Genomic DNA, 15574 nt, shown 5'->3' with positions numbered 1-15574 from the left:
GTCAGTCTCGACGCCGGACAGGCCGGCCCGGAACACCTCAACCACTACGCCAGAGGTCACTGGACCGTAGAGAACAGCCTTCATTGGACCCGGGATGTGACCTTCCACGAGGACACCTCCCAACTCAGGACCGGCACCGCCCCACGGAACATGGCAGCCTTCCGCAACCTGGCCCTCAACACCTTCCGCCTCGCCGGACGCGCCAACATCGCCCACGCCCGCCGCGACCTACACGACCGCACCGACACCTTCGCCGTCTACGGCATCTAACAAACCATGATCAAAGCGGACGTAAAAGAACAACGCCGGGGCCGTGCGGTGACGGGTGGAGCTGTTTTTGCGTTCAGTGCTCCTACTCAGGCTACCGACACTGCCACGGCGTCGACATCAGCCGGGATTCTCACCATTGATTGTGTGAGGAATATTCAGAACACCTGGGGCAAGATTACCTGCACCTCCGCTGACGGACAGTCCGTCAAGGAAGTTCGTTTCGACTGCAACAGCGGGGCGCCGGACAAGGTCTTGAACAATCTCTATATAAAGGGTACGTGGTCCGCTTCCCATGAGTGCGCCTGGGGGGGATGACCCGGATCCAGGTGACTATCTAGTAGTAGTTACGATGTGGAGCCATGTCCAGTGGTCACGCTTAGGCGTGGCTCCATATCACTAGCGGAGACGATCACGTGGCGAGTTTGGTGGCGAATAACCTATGCCAGGGCTACGGCCGGAAGCAGGTAGTGCACGACTTCACTCACGATTTCCGTCCGGGGGTAGTGGGGCTTCTCGGTCCGAACGGTGCGGGTAAGACGACGTTGCTTAACACCCTGGCGCTGTTGAATCCACCCACCTCGGGGTCGATCAGTTTGAGTGGGGAACGGGCGTCCGGCCTCAGGTCGGTGCGTCGGTTGCGGCGCAGGATCGGGTTCCAGCCACAGAACTTCCCGTACCCTGGTGGGCTGACGGTCAGGGAGTTTCTCCGCTATGCCGCCTGGCTTCGTGAGTTCCCGCGAGACCAGACCGGGGCTGCTGTCGCGACGGTGATCGAGCGACTCGGCCTGCAGGACTATGCGAAGGCCAAGCTGCGTACCCTTTCTGGTGGCACATTGCAGCGCGTGGGGGTGGCCCAGGCGATTGTGCACGACCCAGAGGTCGTCATCCTTGATGAGCCGACTGTCGGGCTTGATCCAGCGCAGCGTGTCGGTCTGCGTAATCAACTCCGGGAGTCGGCGCGGTCACGGCTCGTTTTAGTCAGCACTCATATCGTGGACGATGTGGTGCACACCTGTGACTCGGTGCTGGTTTTTCTGCAGGGTCGTGTGGTCTTCGATGGGACGCCGGCGGAGCTGGCCAATGCTGGCGATGCGAGTACTGGGACTGAAGGTATGAGTGCGATCGAGTCGGGATATCTGCAGCTTGCCACGAAGGCTGGGGTGTCGGCGTGAGTAGGTTGGGTTATCCCCGTTGGGTCGGTCCGGCGCTGATGGCGGGGGTGTTTGTTCTCGGTGCGCTGCTACTGTTGCCATCTAGTCGTTTCTGGTTCGGGTCTCCGTTGCTGACCACGGGGACCATTCAGCAGATCACGCCTGTCCTGGCCGCTGTTTGCGCGGGTATCGCCGCGGCTGCGTTTCCTTCCCGCAATCGGCGCCGGACCGCGGCCCTTGATTCGCTCTCGAGTAGACCCGCGTGGCACTTGGTCCTGTTCCGGGCAGCCGCTATTGGACTGTGGGTGCTGGCTGGCTACCTGTTCCTGGTGGTGGGCGCGGTCGCGGTATCAGCGGCAGTGGAACCCGGAAGCCGGCTCGGCGTGGGCAATGTTGTGATCGGTGCGGCGGGCATCGTCTTGGCATTGGCGGCTGGCACCGTCGTCGGCTCGCTCTGGCCGAAGCCGATCACTCCGTTGCTCGTGCTAATCGGCGGCCTGGTCCTGATGGTGACGGGTTTCGGTGCGTCGGACTCGGTTCGCCACCTCTTTCTCTACCACGGCACTGTTCCGCTGTGGGGTGAGCCGAGGGTGGACGTGTTGGTCCTAAAGCTGGTCTGGGTTGCTGCGCTGATCGCCATGTTCACGCTGATCGCCGCCGGTTTCGGGTGGGGCGTGACGAGTCCGGTGCGCTGGCATCGGGTCGGCATGGCGGCTGTCGGCGTCGTAGTGGTGGGGACCGCCGGGATCCCGATTGGGCTGGCGCTGTCCGACCTCGGACGGGAGCCGATGGCCCGGTCGTCGGCAGCGCAACATCAGGTGTGCGGTGGGCAGCAGCCACGGGTTTGCCTCTGGGATGACCACCGGCGGCATCTGGACGATGTCGTCCGGATGGTCGAGACAGCTAAGCAGGTCAGCGGAGTCGTGCCCGGGGATGTGCGGCAGTACGAGGAGTTCGGCATGAGCGCGCCGGCCGGCAACCCGGACTTTTTCCGAGGCGGCAATGGAGTAATTCATATTTCGAACGGGTTCATGAAAGACGAAGAATTGGTCCAACAACTCGCCGGCCAGTGGCACGACGTGCACAAGGAACGCTGCGGCACACCACGGGAGGAATTGTTCACCGCTTACCCGGAGCTGGATGACCTGTACCAAGAATTGTTTACGGCCGCGCTCGCGGGCCCGGTTGACGACCTCGCTGCCTGGCGTGGCCGCCACGCCGCCGCCTCGGCGTGCTGACCGCGCCATGACGACTTCACGTATCCGCGATGGCGCACCGCTGCCCCTACTGTGGCTCCGCGTGCACGGACTCGCCGGTTACCTAGCGGCCGGTGCCGTGGTGGCTGCCTGTTACCTGTGGCAGCGGCTCGGATCGGCTGATTGGCCCTTCCCCCTGAACAACGACGTCACGTTTCTTCCAGCCGTCCTGGCCGCCGGCGCGCTGCTCGGCCTCGGAAGTGGGGTGGGGTTCCTCGAACGACGCCATCCCGGTCTGGTCGGCATCCGAACGTTCACCGTGGCGACGTACGGCATTCTGGGCGTGATGATCCTACTCCTGCGGCCGTTCTCTGTGGCCGAGGACCTACCCGGGCCGATGCCGACTATCCGCTCATTCATGATCGCCCTCGGCATAGGTTTGATCGTCCAGGTCTGGACCAGCACTGTCATAGCTTGTGGGCTGGTGATCGTTCGGGCACTGGTGGCCGGGCAGTTCACCCAGAACGGGAACGGAGCGAGTCTGTTTCTTTGGGATCTCGCGCCACTCGACGCCGTGCCATACACAGTGGCCACCGTTGTCCTGCTCGGAGTGGGTACTGCCTTCCACGCGACCAACGGGCCACACCGAACTCCGTAGTCGAGTACGACTCTGCTTGTACAACCCTGATGCCTATACACGTTTTGAGTGGTTTCGAACGGTGAGGTGTTTGGCGAGGTTGTCGATCATGTCAAGGGTGATCGTGCTTGAGTGGAGGAACTACGGCCGGCTCTTCGGTTGAGGCACTTGCTACCGCTTTGGGCCCTCCGTCTCAGGACGGCCTTGCGGTGATCGTCGTAGGCGGGCCAGCCAGCCGTCGGCCCAGTCGAGGTGCGGGCAGCCTTTGTTCACGCATCGGGGGCAGGTTCGTCCTCCCCAGTGGCTACGGATGATCATTTCTATTCCGCGAAACACCAGGTCCAGGTCCAGGTTCAGGTCTCCCGGTTCGGAGGCACTGGTTGTGGGGTGTTCGGGTTCGACCCGCCAGCACCAGTCGACGAACCTCTCCCTGAGGTCGGGTCTGGTGCCGTTGAGCCGGGATAGCTGATCAGATGCCTCGGCCAGGAGCTTGCCCTGGTGAGCCAGCAGGGCTGACCTCCTGCCGCGATACTCATCCAACAACGCGAGCCGCGCGGGCTGGCACGGCCAGTCGGCGCCGCAGGCCCGGCACCGCCACAGCGGGCGCATGGGGTCGTGTGCCTTTCTCACCACGACCGGCTCCCGCCCGTGTGGTGGTCACGTAGGCAGCGCTTGAGGTCACCACACCTGGGGCACCAACTACCCGAACGGCTCTTGGTCACCAGACCCAGGACCGCTCCGACGGCGAGCCCAACGACCACGGCAGTAGCAACGACAATCATCGATGTCATCTCAATCTCGCCGTGCGGCGGTGTGGGCGGGCCGGTACACATTCACCAGCGACCCCCATTGGCTCGCCACTGCTGGGCCGGAGTGAGCCAACCGACGCGGCCTACCTGGGGGTTTGCGACGGTGGGCTGGGTCATCCACGCCGGCAGATTGACCGGCCTAGCGCGCTGCACCATCACGGGGCACAGGACACCGCTCCTCTGTTGCGGTGCGTTCGCGGAGGGCGGCGAGTTCTTCCTCTGCCGGCGAAACCAACGACTGGGGCGCATGTCTCCTCCTGCACGGCTGGGGATCTGGCGACCTATACGGGTTGCACATGTGGCATTACGTCGGGTCCATCGTGCATCATGCATGCAAGGCAATGCAATCCCGCTATTCAAATCGTGTCGACCTTCGGGGTATCTCGACTCACGTCTGTGTGAGTACGATGCGATGCATGGCCAACTCACGGCGGTACCAACCAGGCAACATGGCTGGTCGACGGCTCGGGATGATGCTCCGGGCGCTTCGAGAGGCGGCCGAGCTAAGCACAGCCCAGGTCGCGGAGCACCTTGCCAGCAGCCAGCCGAAGGTCAGTCGGATCGAGAACGCCGTATCCCCTGTGTCCAAGGGGGATCTGATGCTGATGCTCAACCTGTACGGCGTCACCGACCCGGACGAACAAGATCGCCACTGGCAGCTTGCCCGCGCCGGACGAGAGCGGGGTTGGTGGGAGTCGTACCGGGACGTCATCACCGGCTCCCTCGGGTCCTACATTGGATTCGAGAACGACGCCACGTCCTTGAATGTCTGGTCCTTGGGAGTCTTCCCCGGGCTGCTCCAGACCGAGTCGTACGCTCGGGCGCTGTTCGCGGCGGACCCCGTACGGACGGAGCCCGAGGAGGTAGATCGGCTGGTGGCGGCTCGCATGCAGCGTCAGCAGCGGATCATGGAGGATGGGTTAAACCTGTGGGTCGTCCTGGACGAATCGCTGCTACGGCGCCGAATCGGGTCGGCCGATGTGCTTGCGGAGCAGGTTGAGCGAGTAGCTAATCCAGCGCCAGGGGTGACGGTTCAGGTACTACCGTCGGATATTGGCTGGCATGCTGGGCTAAACGGTTCGTTTACGATCATGGAGTTTGCGGAGTACCCCACGATCGCGTTCCGCGAGGCGCTGACCGGGGACACCCCGGTGGAGAGGGCCCGCGACGTCGGGCGATACACCTTGGCTTTCGATCACCTCCGAGCCTCTGCCCTGAGCCCGGTAGAGTCGCAGAAAGCCGCCGCGTCGGTGGCGCGGGAACTACGGAGGCAACAGCAATGAACCTCGACGGCGCCACATGGCGCAAATCCACCCGGAGTTCCGGTTCTGGTAACGGGGACTGCGTGGAGGTCGCCGACAACCTTCCCGGCATCGTCGGCGTCCGTGACAGCAAGGACCCCACCGGACCAGCCCTGGTGTTCGGTCCGGAGGCGTGGCAGGCGTTCGTACAGCACGCCCGGCGCTGACAAGCAAGAACCTAAGCCCCCCGGTGTTGGCACCGGGGGGCTTAGGCATGTCTGGGACCCACCTCCAGCCCCACACCCCCCGCGCCGGACATCCACCGCTCGTGAGTGACAAGGGTCGACCCGGGAGTCGTTGTTCTCGCGCCAGGGGGAGAGGCCAGCGGACGCCACCCGGCGCCGTGGTCTAGCTGGCCGGGCTGGCCGCCGGCTGCAGCACCGGCGCCGGGTCCGCTGCCCCGGGGCGGTCCCGGGGCAGTCGGGCACAGGCGATCAGTCCGATGAGCAGGAAGCCGGCGGCGGTGAAGGCCGCGTACCGGGTGGCGTCGGCGAAGGCGGCCTTCGCCTCCTCGGCGATCGGCGCGGTGCGGGGGTCGGCGGCGAGCCCGGCGATCGCCGCTCCGCCACTCTCCCGGACCTCGGTCACCACCTGTTCACGCTGGGTGGAATCGAGCTCGGGGCGATCAGCGAGCCGCGCCCCGAGAAGCCCGCTGAGCCCGGCGAAGAGGACCGTGCCGAGCACGGCGATGCCGAGGGCGGATCCGACCTGCCGCGCGGTGCTCTGTACCCCGGACCCCTGGCCGCTGCGCCGGACCGGCACCTCTCGCAGCGACACTCCGGTGAGCTGGGCGGTGGCCAGACCGACGCCGATGCCGTAGACGAAGAGCAGGCCGAGCGGTGCCCACCAGCGGGTGTCGGGGGCGACCACGAGGCCGAGTCCGGCGATGCCAGCGATCTCCGCGGCTACGCCGAGCTGCACCACCCGGGTGGTACCCCATCGTTTGACGAGAAGCGCTCCGAGTGCGCTGGAGAGGAAGCTCCCGACGGCGAGGGGCAGCAGCGCCAGGCCGGTGTGGAAGGCGCTGTAGCCGAGGACGTTCTGATACCAGAGCGGGAGAGCGAAGAGGAGACCGAACTCGCCCAGGCTGACGATCGCGGCGGCGGTGACGCCGGTCCGGAAGGAGCCGATCCGAAACAGCGACAGGTCGATCAGCGCCGGCCGAGAGATCCGGTTACGGCGCACCTGATGGGTGACCAGAAGGGCAAGGGCGGCCAGGCCGGTCAGCCCGACGATCGGCACCGGGGAGATCGCGTCGGGCCAGTCCAGACCGAAGAGGTTGATCGGCTTCGCCGACCCCCACCAGCCATACGTGCGCCCCTCGATGAGGGCGAAGACGACGCCGGTCATGCCGAGCACCGACAGCAGGGCCCCGACCAGGTCGATGCCGCGCTCGACCCGGTCGTCGCGGGATTCGGGGACCAGCGCGAGCGTGGCGGTGACGACCAGCACGCCGATCGGGAGGTTGATGCCGAATGCCCACCGCCAGGAGAACTCGGTGGTGAGCCAGCCGCCGAGCAGCGGGCCGAGCGCGGCGGCCCCGCCGATGGTGGAGCCCCAGACCGCGAAGGCGATCGCCCGCTCTCGCCCGACGAAGTTCGCGTTCAGCAGGGACAGTGAGGTGGGCAGCATCATCGCACCGCCGAGCCCCTGAAGCACCCGCGCCCCGATCAGCTCCGCACCGGAGCCGGCGGATGCGGCGAGCAGGCTGGCGACGACGAAGACCAGCACGCCGACGACGAACATTCGCCGCCGGCCGGCGCGGTCAGCGAAGCGGCCGGCGACCAGGAGCAGGGCGGCGAAGACGAGGGTGTACGCCTCTTGGACCCACTGCGCCCCGGCGGAGCTGACACCGAGGTCAGCGATGATTGCCGGGACGGCGACGTTGACGATCGTCACGTCGACGATGATCGTGGCGACTCCGAGACTGATGGCGAGCAGCCCCCACCAGCGGCCGCGTCCCTGCTCCGGCATCCTCGCTCCGATCGCTAGTTTATCTAGCTACCTGAGCTGCTAGCTTCATCCCGTGGACAGCGCCGCGTCAACCACCGCCGGCTCGCGTCGCGGGCCGTACAGCGAAGCGCCCTCAACCAGCCGAACCGCCCGGGCGTTACGCGAGGTGATCCGGGCCGCCAGCGACACCCGGGGGGCGCTGGCCCGCCGGCTCGGGATCGGGGTCACCGACGCCGCCGCCATCGACCACCTCGCGGCCAGCCCGGACCCGCTCGGCCCGGTGGAGTTGGGCAACCGCCTCGGCATCCGGTCCGCCTCGGCCACCGCGCTGGTGGATCGGCTGGTCCAAGCCGGCCACCTGGCGCGCACGCCGCATCCGAAGGACCGCCGCCGAGTGGCGCTGCAGGTCACCGACGAGGGGTACGACCAGGTGTCGGCGGCACTGCGGCCGATGCTCGCCGGCATCGAGCAGGCGGTCGATCGGCTCACGCCGGAGCAGGCGGTCGCCACGGCCACCTTCCTGCAGGAGGTGGCCGAGGTTATGCGGGAGTACGTGGTGACCGCGCAGGAGGAGCCGCCTGACCTCGCGCGTCAACGTCAGCCACGCGGGATCCGAACAGCCGACGAATGACGACGCGTGCGGCCTCCCGCGGATCATCCCCCGCCTCGTCCGGCAGGGCACCCGCTTTCCACAGGGTGGCGAAGCCATGCACGATGGACCAGGCGGCGAGCGCGTCCCCGGCGGCACCGCCCACCGCGCCCGGCCCCGGCGGCAGGTCAGCCACTGCCGAGCGCAGGACCGCCCGCGATCGTCCTCGGGCCGCCACCACCTCCGGCGCGTCGGCACGGTAGAGGTCGGGGCTGTACATCACCTCGAAGTGCGCCCGACGCCGGACGGCGAAGTCCACGTAGGCCACCCCCATCTCGAGCAGACTGTCGCCGGTCTGCAGGGCCGCGGCGAGCAGGTCGAAGCCCTCGACCGCGAGCGCGGTGAGCAACCCCGGCTTGTCGCCGAAGTGATGGGCGGGTGCCGCATGCGACACGCCGGCTCGGCGGGCGAGGTCCCGCAGGCTCAGGGCGGCGGGCCCGGACTCCTCGATCGCCACCGCGGCGGCGGCGAGCAGGGCCCGCCGCAGATCGCCGTGATGGTAGCCACGTGCACCGGTCATCCAGGAAGCATATCTTACCGTTGACAAGATATGCGGACGGAGGGCATTCTTGCCACCGACAAGATCTGGCGTGGAGGTTCCGATGGTTCCACTGATCACACTGGTGGCCGGCACCGGATTGGCCCGGCTGGCCGGTCTGGTCGGCGTGGCTGCGCTCGACGGCTGGCACCCCGCGCTGCGGGTGGGTCTCGCCCTGATGCTCACGGTCACCGGCCTGGCGCACTTCAGCCCACGACGCCGGGCCGACCTCGTCGCGCTGGTGCCACCACGACTCCCCCACCCCCGGTTCCTGGTCACCCTCACCGGGGTGCTGGAGCTACTCGGCGCGGCGGCGCTCCTCGCTCCCCCCACCGCTCGGTGGGCCGCCGCCGGGCTGGCCGTCCTGATGCTGGCGATGTTCCCGGCGAACGTGTCCGGAGCACGGCGCAAGCTCACCCTGGCCGGCCGGCCCGTCACCCCGCTGGCCGCCCGTACCGCCATGCAGGGAGTCTTCGTCGCCACCGCCGTCGCCATTTCGGTTGGCACCTGACGGTCCGACCACTAACCTGCCCGAGTGAACGTAACCCCCCGCCAAGACGCGCCGGACCGGCGCTGGTCACGCTGACCGCCCGGGCCGACCGAGGCGAACCCCACGGAGAGCCGGCGTGCTGATCCAGCTGCTACGCACCTACCTACGCCCCTACCACCGCCCGCTGGCGGCCGTGGTCGCCCTCCAGTTCGTCGGCACCATCGCCTCGCTGTACCTGCCGAGCCTCAACGCCGACCTCATCGACCTTGGGGTGGCCCGCGGCGACACCGGCTTCATCCTGCGCACCGGGGGCTGGATGCTCGTCGTCAGCCTGGTACAGATCGTCTGCTCGATCGCCGCCGTCTACCTCGGCGCGCGCACCGCGATGGCGTACGGCCGGGATGTCCGGGCGGCGCTCTTCGCCCACGTCAACACGTTCTCCGCGCGCGAGGTCGCCCACTTCGGCGCACCATCACTGATCACTCGCAACACCAACGACGTGCAGCAGGTCCAGATGCTGGTGCTGATGAGCTGCACGATGCTGGTCGCCGCGCCGATCATGAGCGTCGGCGGAGTGGTGATGGCGCTCCGCGAGGACCTCGGGCTCTCCTGGCTGCTGCTGGTCAGCGTCCCCGTCCTGGCGCTCGGTCTGGGTCAGGTAATCCGGCGGATGGTGCCCGGATTCCGACTCATGCAGACCCGCATCGACACAGTCAACCGGGTTCTCCGCGAGCAGATCAGTGGCATCCGCGTGGTCCGGGCGTTCGTTCGGGAACCCTACGAGACCCGGCGCTTCGCCGCCGCCAACACCGACCTGACCGCGACCGCCCTACAGACCGGTCGACTGGCAGCACTGATCTTCCCGATCGTGATGCTGGTCCTCAACGTCTCCAGCGTCGCGGTGCTCTGGTTCGGCGCCGGACGGGTGGACGCCGGCGCCATCGAGGTCGGCTCCCTCACCGCCTTCCTCCAGTACCTGATGCAGATCCTGATGGCGGTCATGATGGCCACGTTCATGCTGATGATGGTGCCGAGAGCGGCAGTCTGCGCCGAGCGGGTCAGCGCGGTGCTGGCGACCGAGACCTCGGTCACGCCCCCAGCGGAGCCGGTCACCGCACCGCCGGGCCGAGCCGAGGTGGAGCTACGCAAGGTGCGGTTCCAGTACCCGGGTGCGGCCGAACCGGTGCTGCGGGACGTGTCGTTCCGGGTGGCCCCGGGTACGACCACCGCGGTCATCGGCAGCACCGGCGCCGGCAAGAGCACCCTGCTCGCCCTGATCCCACGACTGATCGACGTTACCTCCGGTGCGGTGTTGGTGGACGGGGTCAACGTCCGGGATCTCGCACCGGAGGCGCTGTGGCAGCGGATCGGCCTGGTGCCACAGCGCCCGTACCTGTTCACCGGCACGGTCGCCACCAACCTGCGACACGGCAACCCGGACGCGACCGAGGCCGAGCTGTGGGCGGCGCTGGAGGTGGCGCAGGCCCGCGACTTCGTCGCCGCGCTGCCGGAGGGGCTGGAGGCGCCCGTAGCGCAGGGTGGCACCAACCTCTCCGGAGGGCAGCGGCAGCGGCTGGCCATCGCCCGGGCGCTGGTCCGCCGACCAGAGATCTACCTCTTCGACGACTCCTTCTCCGCCCTTGACCTCGGCACCGACGCGCGGCTACGGGCGGCGCTGCGCCCGGTCACCGCCGACGCGGCGGTGGTGGTCGTGGCGCAGCGGGTCGCCACCGTGGCCGACGCCGACCAGATCGTGGTGCTGGAGGACGGGGGCGTCGTGGGGATCGGCCGGCACGCCGAGTTACTGACGACCTGCCCCACGTATGCGGAGATCGTCGCATCACAGCAGAGCACGGGAGTGACGGCGTGAGCGCTCCGGCCGTATCGAAGAAGAACCCGCCCGGTGAGGGGCCCACACCCTCGCGGTTGCCGTCCGACGGCCAACGCGGCAGCGGGCCGTCCTGGCCGGGGGCCGGCATGCCCGCCGAACGGTCGATGTCCTTCGGGCCGTCGGCTCGGCGCCTCCTCGGCCGGCTACGCCCGCACCGCCTCCCCCTGATCGGGGTGATCGCCCTGACGGTGCTCGGTGTCGGACTGAACGTGGTCGGCCCGAGGGTGCTCGGCCACGCCACCGACCTGATCTTCGCTGGGGTGCTGGGGCGGCAGCTCGAACCCGGCACGACAACGGAGGCCGCCGCCACGGCGGCGCGTGCGGCGGGCAACGACAGCTTCGCCGACATCATCACCAGGATGGGCGTGGTGCCCGGCGCCGGGATCGACTCGGCCGCGTTGGCCCGGGTGCTGCTGCTGGCGCTCGCCCTCTACGTCGCGGCGTCCCTGCTCATCTGGGGGCAGGGTTGGCTGCTCACCGGGATTGTGCAGCGGACCGTGCACCGGCTGCGCGAAGACGTGGCGGCCAAGCTGAACCGGCTGCCCCTGCCCTACTTCGACCGCCAGCCCCGGGGCGAGTTGCTCAGCCGGGTCACCAACGACATCGACAACATCTCGACCAGCCTGCAGCAGACCCTGAGCCAGCTACTCACCGCGCTACTCACCGTGGTCGGGGTGCTCGCCATGATGTTCTGGATCTCGCCGCTGTTGGCGCTGATCGCACTGGTGGCGGTGCCCCTGTCGGTCCTCGTCACCCAGCAGATCGCGAAGCGGTCCCAGCCAAAGTTCGTCGCCCAGTGGACGCACACCGCTGAGCTCAACGGCCAGATCGAGGAGGCCTTCACCGGCCACGAGTTGGTCAAGGTCTTCGGGCGGCAGCGGGCCGTGCAAACCTCCTTCGCGGCCAAGAACGAGGAGCTGTTCCAGGCCAGCTTCGGGGCACAGTTCATCTCCGGAATCATCATGCCGGCGATGATGTTCATCGGGAACCTGAGCTACGTGGCGCTCGCCGTGGTCGGCGGACTCCGGGTGGCCTCGGGCACGATGACCCTCGGCGACGTGCAGGCCTTCATCCATTACTCCCGCCAGTTCACCCAGCCGCTCACCCAACTCGCCGCGATGACGAACCTGCTCCAGTCCGGGGTCGCCTCCGCCGAGCGGGTCTTCGCGGTGCTCGACGCCGAGGAGCAGACGCCGGAACCGGCCACCCCGGCCCGGCTGACCGCACCCCGCGGACGGGTCGCATTCGAGCACGTCTCCTTCCGGTACACCCCGGACGAGCCGTTGATCGAGGACCTGTCGCTGATCGCCGAGCCCGGCCAGACAGTGGCGATCGTCGGGCCGACCGGGGCCGGCAAGACCACGCTGGTCAACCTGGTGCTGCGCTTCTACGAGCTGAACGCCGGCCGGATCACCCTCGACGGAGTGGACATCACCGGGCTACGCCGGGACGACCTGCGCGGCCGGATCGGCATGGTGCTCCAGGACACCTGGCTGTTCACCGGCACGATCCGGGAGAACATCGCCTACGGCCGACCCGACGCCACCGAGGAGGAGATCCTGGCGGCGGCCCGGGCGACCTTCGTGGACCGCTTCGTGCGCAGCCTGCCCGATGGCTACGACACGGTGATCGACGAGGAGGGGAGCAACATCAGCGCTGGCGAGCGGCAGCTCATCACCATCGCCCGCGCCTTCCTCGCCGAGCCGTCGCTGCTGATCCTCGACGAGGCCACCAGCTCCGTGGACACCCGGACCGAGGTGCTGCTCCAACAAGCGATGGCGGCCCTGCGCTCCGACCGCACCAGCTTCGTGATCGCACACCGGCTCTCCACCATCCGCGACGCCGACCTGATCCTGATGATGGTGGACGGGCGCATCGTCGAACAGGGCACCCACGACGAGCTGATCGCGGCCGAGGGCCCGTACGCCGGCCTGCACCGATCCCAGTTCACCCAGGGCCGGCCGACCGATTCCGAACCGGTCTCGGCTCCGTAGCTCGGCGGGGTGGGACTGCGGAAGGGGCGAGTCGACCGCCGGCAACCCGGGTGACCCGGATTGCCGGCGGCCTCGGCGTGGCGCTCAGCCCGGCGGGAGGAGCTGCGGCGATCGGGTCGCGACGACCCGGGCAACCAGGGCGAGGGCCTCGGCGGCGGGCAGCGGGGCCAGGTGCTGGCCGTCCCGCAGCCGCAGCGACACCCGTCCGGCCGCGGCCTCCCGCGGGCCGACCACCGCGGCGTACGGGGTCCGGGCCCGCGCCGCGTCGCGGATTCGCCCGCCCAGCGAGCCACTCCGGTCCACCTCGGCCCGCAGTCCGGCCGCCCGCGCCGTGGCGGCGAACTCGTCAGCCGCGCCGTCCTGCGCGGCGGCGACCGGCAGGACCACCAGCTGAGCCGGCGCGTACCAGACGGGGAAAGCCCCCTCGTGCACCTCGATCAGGTAGCTGAACAGCCGCTCCATGCTCCCGACGAGGCTGCGGTGCACCAGCACCGGCCGGCGCCGGGCACCAGCGGAGTCGACGTACGACAGATCGAACCGCTCCGGCTTGTCGAAGTCGAGTTGGATGGTGGAGAGCGTCCACTCCCGACCGGCGGCGTCCGCCACCTGAATGTCGATCTTCGGTCCGTAGAAGGCCGCCGCACCGACATCCTCGGTGCACTCCACCCCGTCGAGCGCGGCGCGGAGCAACTCCTCGGCCCACGCCCAGTCATCCTCCGCGCCAACGTAGCGCTGACCCGGTCCCCGAAGCGACAGGCGGAAGCCCGCCGGCCGTACGCCGAGGGCGGCGTGTGCCGCGCGAATCAGCCGAAGGATCTCCGCGACCTCCGCCCCGACCTGCTCCAGGGTGCAGAAGTTGTGGGCGTCGTTGAGCGAGATCGCCCGTACCCGGGCCAGCCCGCCCAGCGCGCCGGAGCGCTCGGCCCGGTACATGCCGCCCAGCTCGGCAATCCGCAGTGGCAGGTCCCGCCAGGATCGTCCCCGGCACCGGTAGACCAACGCATGGTGCGGGCAGAGCGCCGGTCGGAGCACAAGCTCGTCGTCGGCCGACAGCCGCATCGATGGGAACATCTCCTCGGCGAAGTGGCCGAGATGCCCGGAGCGCTCAAAGAGTTCCCGCCGGCCGAGGGGCGGGGTGATGACGTGCTGGTAGCCGGCCTGGCGTTCGAGGTCCCGGAGGTACTCCTCAACGGCGTGCCGGGCCGCCGCCCCCGCCGGAAGCCAGAGCGGCAGCCCCGCGCCGGCGAGCGGGTCGGAGGTGAAGATGCCCAGCTCCCGGCCGAGCCTACGGTGATCGATCATGTCGCGCTCCTGATTCGGGTACGGCGCTCGGAGCGATCGGTACCCGGAACGCGACCGAGGCCCCGGGGCGGTTCGCCCCGGGGCCTCGTTGACGGAGAAGTCAGTGCGGCAGGCCGGGGTTCCCCGGCGTCGTGTTCCCTACCGCAGCATGCATGGGGGGAGGTTACGACCAGCAGCATCGAGCCCGCACCCGAATTCGGCCCACCTCCGGCCGCGACGACCTGATGCCGGCCAGACTCACCGTCGAGCCCGCGAACGATCAGAAGGCACCCGACAGCCCTGACCGACCGAGGTCAGGTAGTCGTAGGCGGTACTGGTCGGCGCGCACGGCCACCCGCAACCGCAGACCGGGCACTTGTCCACGCGTGGCCAGTGCTCGACGATGATCCGCCGAGCGGACGGGATCATCCGGTTACGCAACTGCACCGCCGACAGGCCATTCGCCACCGGCCGCCGACCGGCCGTGGCCATCACCGGGAGCAGGCCCGTTGACGGGCCAACGGAGTCATCAACGGGCGCGAATCGAAAATCACGGTCGACTGGTCACAGAGCGGGTGGCAGGCACCCGCCCGCGCCGCATAACGGGTAGCAGGACCGAGAGCATCCACACCTGAGTAGCGGCGCTCTCGGCGGCGCATGCCAGGCGCTGCCGGTGCCGGCTGGCCAATGAGCCGTCGCCAGGCGTTGCGGATCTTGGTCACGGTCGCCTCCCTCGTCGGTGGACGTGGCAGGCAGGCGTGAACGTCGCGGCCCTATGCAGTACGACTCTCCTGCCGCCACCGGGCAGGACGGTAAGCCGCGCCGAGTCGCCCGAAGGGGTACATCACGTACCCGGTGACAAGACGTACCTAGTTGACCACGCCTATGCGTTGGGCAAGATCCATTGCTTCCGCCCGTACCGAGGCCGGCGCTTCTCGTGCCAGCCGCCCCAGCATGTCCTGTGCTGCCGGCGAGTACCGCACAGTCTCTGGGCTGGTGGCCTCAGCCCTGGTCAACAGATGCAGCGTCGCCTCACGCGCCCCTTCCAGGTCAGCCGATCTGGCCAACTCCACATAGTGCCGCCCCCCTGGGTGTCAGGGTTGGGTGAGACCAGCGGTTCAGAGCAAGTAGCCCTCCCGGGGCGAGGATGGATCTTCTCTCGATGACGATTTCCAGCGCGCAGCTGTCCGTCGGGCACGATGGGGCCATGACCAGTGAGGGACCTCGAGCGGACCGGCCGCGACGTCGGTCGTTCACCGCGGCGGAGAAGCTGCGGCTGCTCGCCGGATACGAGCAGGCCGTCGCCGAGGGTGACGGCAACGGCTATCTGCGCCGTAACGGCTTGTATTCGTCGCTGATGAGTGAGTGGCGTCGCGCCCGTGACGCCGGGCTGCTCGAGGGGAAGAAGCCCGGT

The 15574-nt window shown here is 68.4% G+C and carries 16 protein-coding genes and 2 pseudogenes; 11 read left to right on the top strand and 7 right to left on the bottom strand.

The genetic code is table 11. From position 1 onward, the window contains the following. The 4 genes from K228_RS0122080 to K228_RS0122065 all read left to right on the top strand — a co-directional run. On the top strand, positions 1-270 hold a 270-nt coding region (locus K228_RS0122080), incomplete at its 5' end, for an ISAs1 family transposase (RefSeq protein ID WP_025620371.1). 413 nt (positions 271-683) lie between these two features. After that, on the top strand, positions 684-1442 hold the full coding sequence (locus K228_RS0122075; RefSeq protein ID WP_025620370.1) for an ABC transporter ATP-binding protein: 759 nt from the start codon (positions 684-686) through the stop codon (positions 1440-1442). A 284-nt stretch (positions 1443-1726) separates the two neighbouring features. Then, a complete protein-coding gene (locus K228_RS0122070; RefSeq protein ID WP_245603544.1) occupies positions 1727-2659 on the top strand; it encodes a hypothetical protein in 933 nt (310 codons plus the stop codon). Next, complete coding sequence (locus K228_RS0122065) at positions 2628-3275, top strand: hypothetical protein (protein ID WP_025620368.1); 648 nt, start codon at positions 2628-2630, stop codon at positions 3273-3275. The genes K228_RS0122070 and K228_RS0122065 overlap by 32 nt, the downstream gene beginning before the upstream one ends. Positions 3276-3425: 150 nt before the next feature. Here the strand turns inward: K228_RS0122065 and K228_RS29745 are convergent, their stop codons facing one another. Beyond that, complete coding sequence (locus K228_RS29745) at positions 3426-3863, bottom strand: flavin reductase (RefSeq protein ID WP_080671660.1); 438 nt, start codon at positions 3861-3863, stop codon at positions 3426-3428. A gap of 670 nt (positions 3864-4533) precedes the next feature. Here K228_RS29745 and K228_RS0122060 point away from each other — a divergent pair. Together K228_RS0122060 and K228_RS0122055 are read left to right on the top strand one after the other, a co-directional pair. After that, entirely contained in the window at positions 4534-5346 is an 813-nt protein-coding gene (locus K228_RS0122060; protein ID WP_188116234.1) for a helix-turn-helix domain-containing protein, read from the top strand. Further along, positions 5343-5531 (top strand): DUF397 domain-containing protein, encoded by a 189-nt coding sequence (locus K228_RS0122055; protein WP_025620366.1) that lies wholly within the window; start codon positions 5343-5345, stop codon positions 5529-5531. The genes K228_RS0122060 and K228_RS0122055 overlap by 4 nt, the downstream gene beginning before the upstream one ends. 181 nt (positions 5532-5712) lie before the next feature. Here K228_RS0122055 and K228_RS0122050 read toward each other — a convergent pair whose 3' ends face one another. Next, the gene (locus K228_RS0122050; protein ID WP_025620365.1) at positions 5713-7338 is read right to left on the bottom strand and encodes a DHA2 family efflux MFS transporter permease subunit; all 1626 of its coding nucleotides are present in this window, start codon (positions 7336-7338) and stop codon (positions 5713-5715) included. Positions 7339-7390: 52 nt separating this feature from the next. Here K228_RS0122050 and K228_RS27680 point away from each other — a divergent pair, with 52 nt between their 5' ends. Next, positions 7391-7948 carry a MarR family winged helix-turn-helix transcriptional regulator gene (locus tag K228_RS27680; RefSeq protein ID WP_029723885.1) on the top strand — a complete coding sequence of 186 codons (558 nt, stop codon included), beginning with the start codon at positions 7391-7393 and terminating at the stop codon, positions 7946-7948. Here the strand turns inward: K228_RS27680 and K228_RS0122040 are convergent. Next, the gene (locus K228_RS0122040) at positions 7857-8486 is read right to left on the bottom strand and encodes a TetR/AcrR family transcriptional regulator (RefSeq protein ID WP_025620364.1); all 630 of its coding nucleotides are present in this window, start codon (positions 8484-8486) and stop codon (positions 7857-7859) included. The two genes, K228_RS27680 and K228_RS0122040, sit on opposite strands and share 92 nt — an antisense overlap. Before the next feature lie 82 nt (positions 8487-8568). Between K228_RS0122040 and K228_RS0122035 the strand changes: the two genes are divergently transcribed. From K228_RS0122035 to K228_RS0122025, 3 genes are all read left to right on the top strand, one after another. Further along, the gene (locus K228_RS0122035; RefSeq protein WP_025620363.1) at positions 8569-9015 is read left to right on the top strand and encodes a DoxX family protein; all 447 of its coding nucleotides are present in this window, start codon (positions 8569-8571) and stop codon (positions 9013-9015) included. A gap of 115 nt (positions 9016-9130) precedes the next feature. Continuing rightward, on the top strand, positions 9131-10864 hold the full coding sequence (locus K228_RS0122030) for an ABC transporter ATP-binding protein (RefSeq protein WP_025620362.1): 1734 nt from the start codon (positions 9131-9133) through the stop codon (positions 10862-10864). Next, positions 10861-12879 carry an ABC transporter ATP-binding protein gene (locus K228_RS0122025; RefSeq protein ID WP_025620361.1) on the top strand — a complete coding sequence of 673 codons (2019 nt, stop codon included), beginning with the start codon at positions 10861-10863 and terminating at the stop codon, positions 12877-12879. The genes K228_RS0122030 and K228_RS0122025 overlap by 4 nt, the downstream gene beginning before the upstream one ends. Positions 12880-12963: 84 nt before the next feature. Here K228_RS0122025 and thrS read toward each other — a convergent pair whose 3' ends face one another. From thrS to K228_RS29730, 4 genes and pseudogenes are all read right to left on the bottom strand, one after another. Beyond that, complete coding sequence (gene thrS, locus K228_RS0122020; RefSeq protein ID WP_025620360.1) at positions 12964-14181, bottom strand: threonine--tRNA ligase; 1218 nt, start codon at positions 14179-14181, stop codon at positions 12964-12966. A 237-nt stretch (positions 14182-14418) separates the two neighbouring features. Further along, entirely contained in the window at positions 14419-14652 is a 234-nt protein-coding gene (locus tag K228_RS29740) for a hypothetical protein (protein WP_025620359.1), read from the bottom strand. Continuing rightward, the gene (locus tag K228_RS29735) at positions 14652-14882 is read right to left on the bottom strand and encodes a hypothetical protein (RefSeq protein ID WP_080671658.1); all 231 of its coding nucleotides are present in this window, start codon (positions 14880-14882) and stop codon (positions 14652-14654) included. Before K228_RS29735 ends, K228_RS29740 begins: the two co-directional genes overlap by 1 nt. Before the next feature lie 147 nt (positions 14883-15029). Beyond that, a pseudogene (locus tag K228_RS29730) lies at positions 15030-15245 on the bottom strand (XRE family transcriptional regulator); the annotation flags it as partial. A gap of 122 nt (positions 15246-15367) precedes the next feature. Between K228_RS29730 and K228_RS0122010 the strand changes: the two are divergent. Then, positions 15368-15574 (top strand): annotated as a pseudogene (locus K228_RS0122010) (IS3-like element ISAar46 family transposase); the annotation flags it as partial.

The sequence above is a fragment of the Salinispora cortesiana genome (assembly GCF_000484695.1).
In the GTDB taxonomy this organism is placed as follows: domain Bacteria; phylum Actinomycetota; class Actinomycetes; order Mycobacteriales; family Micromonosporaceae; genus Micromonospora; species Micromonospora cortesiana.
Note: the sequence above shows the minus strand (reverse complement) of the source record. Positions and strands in the feature narration are given on the sequence as shown.

What these genes read in the sequence shown, in the direction of transcription:
- K228_RS0122035 (WP_025620363.1), top strand. Translation starts at nt 8,569, where the DNA reads ATGGTTCCACTGATCACACTGGTGGCCGGCACCGGATTGGCCCGGCTG.
- K228_RS29740 (WP_025620359.1), bottom strand. Translation starts at nt 14,652, where the DNA reads ATGGCCACGGCCGGTCGGCGGCCGGTGGCGAATGGCCTGTCGGCGGTG.
- K228_RS29745 (WP_080671660.1), bottom strand. Translation starts at nt 3,863, where the DNA reads ATGCGCCCGCTGTGGCGGTGCCGGGCCTGCGGCGCCGACTGGCCGTGC.
- K228_RS0122055 (WP_025620366.1), top strand. Translation starts at nt 5,343, where the DNA reads ATGAACCTCGACGGCGCCACATGGCGCAAATCCACCCGGAGTTCCGGT.
- thrS (WP_025620360.1), bottom strand. Translation starts at nt 14,181, where the DNA reads ATGATCGATCACCGTAGGCTCGGCCGGGAGCTGGGCATCTTCACCTCC.
- K228_RS0122050 (WP_025620365.1), bottom strand. Translation starts at nt 7,338, where the DNA reads ATGCCGGAGCAGGGACGCGGCCGCTGGTGGGGGCTGCTCGCCATCAGT.
- K228_RS0122040 (WP_025620364.1), bottom strand. Translation starts at nt 8,486, where the DNA reads ATGACCGGTGCACGTGGCTACCATCACGGCGATCTGCGGCGGGCCCTG.
- K228_RS0122060 (WP_188116234.1), top strand. Translation starts at nt 4,534, where the DNA reads ATGATGCTCCGGGCGCTTCGAGAGGCGGCCGAGCTAAGCACAGCCCAG.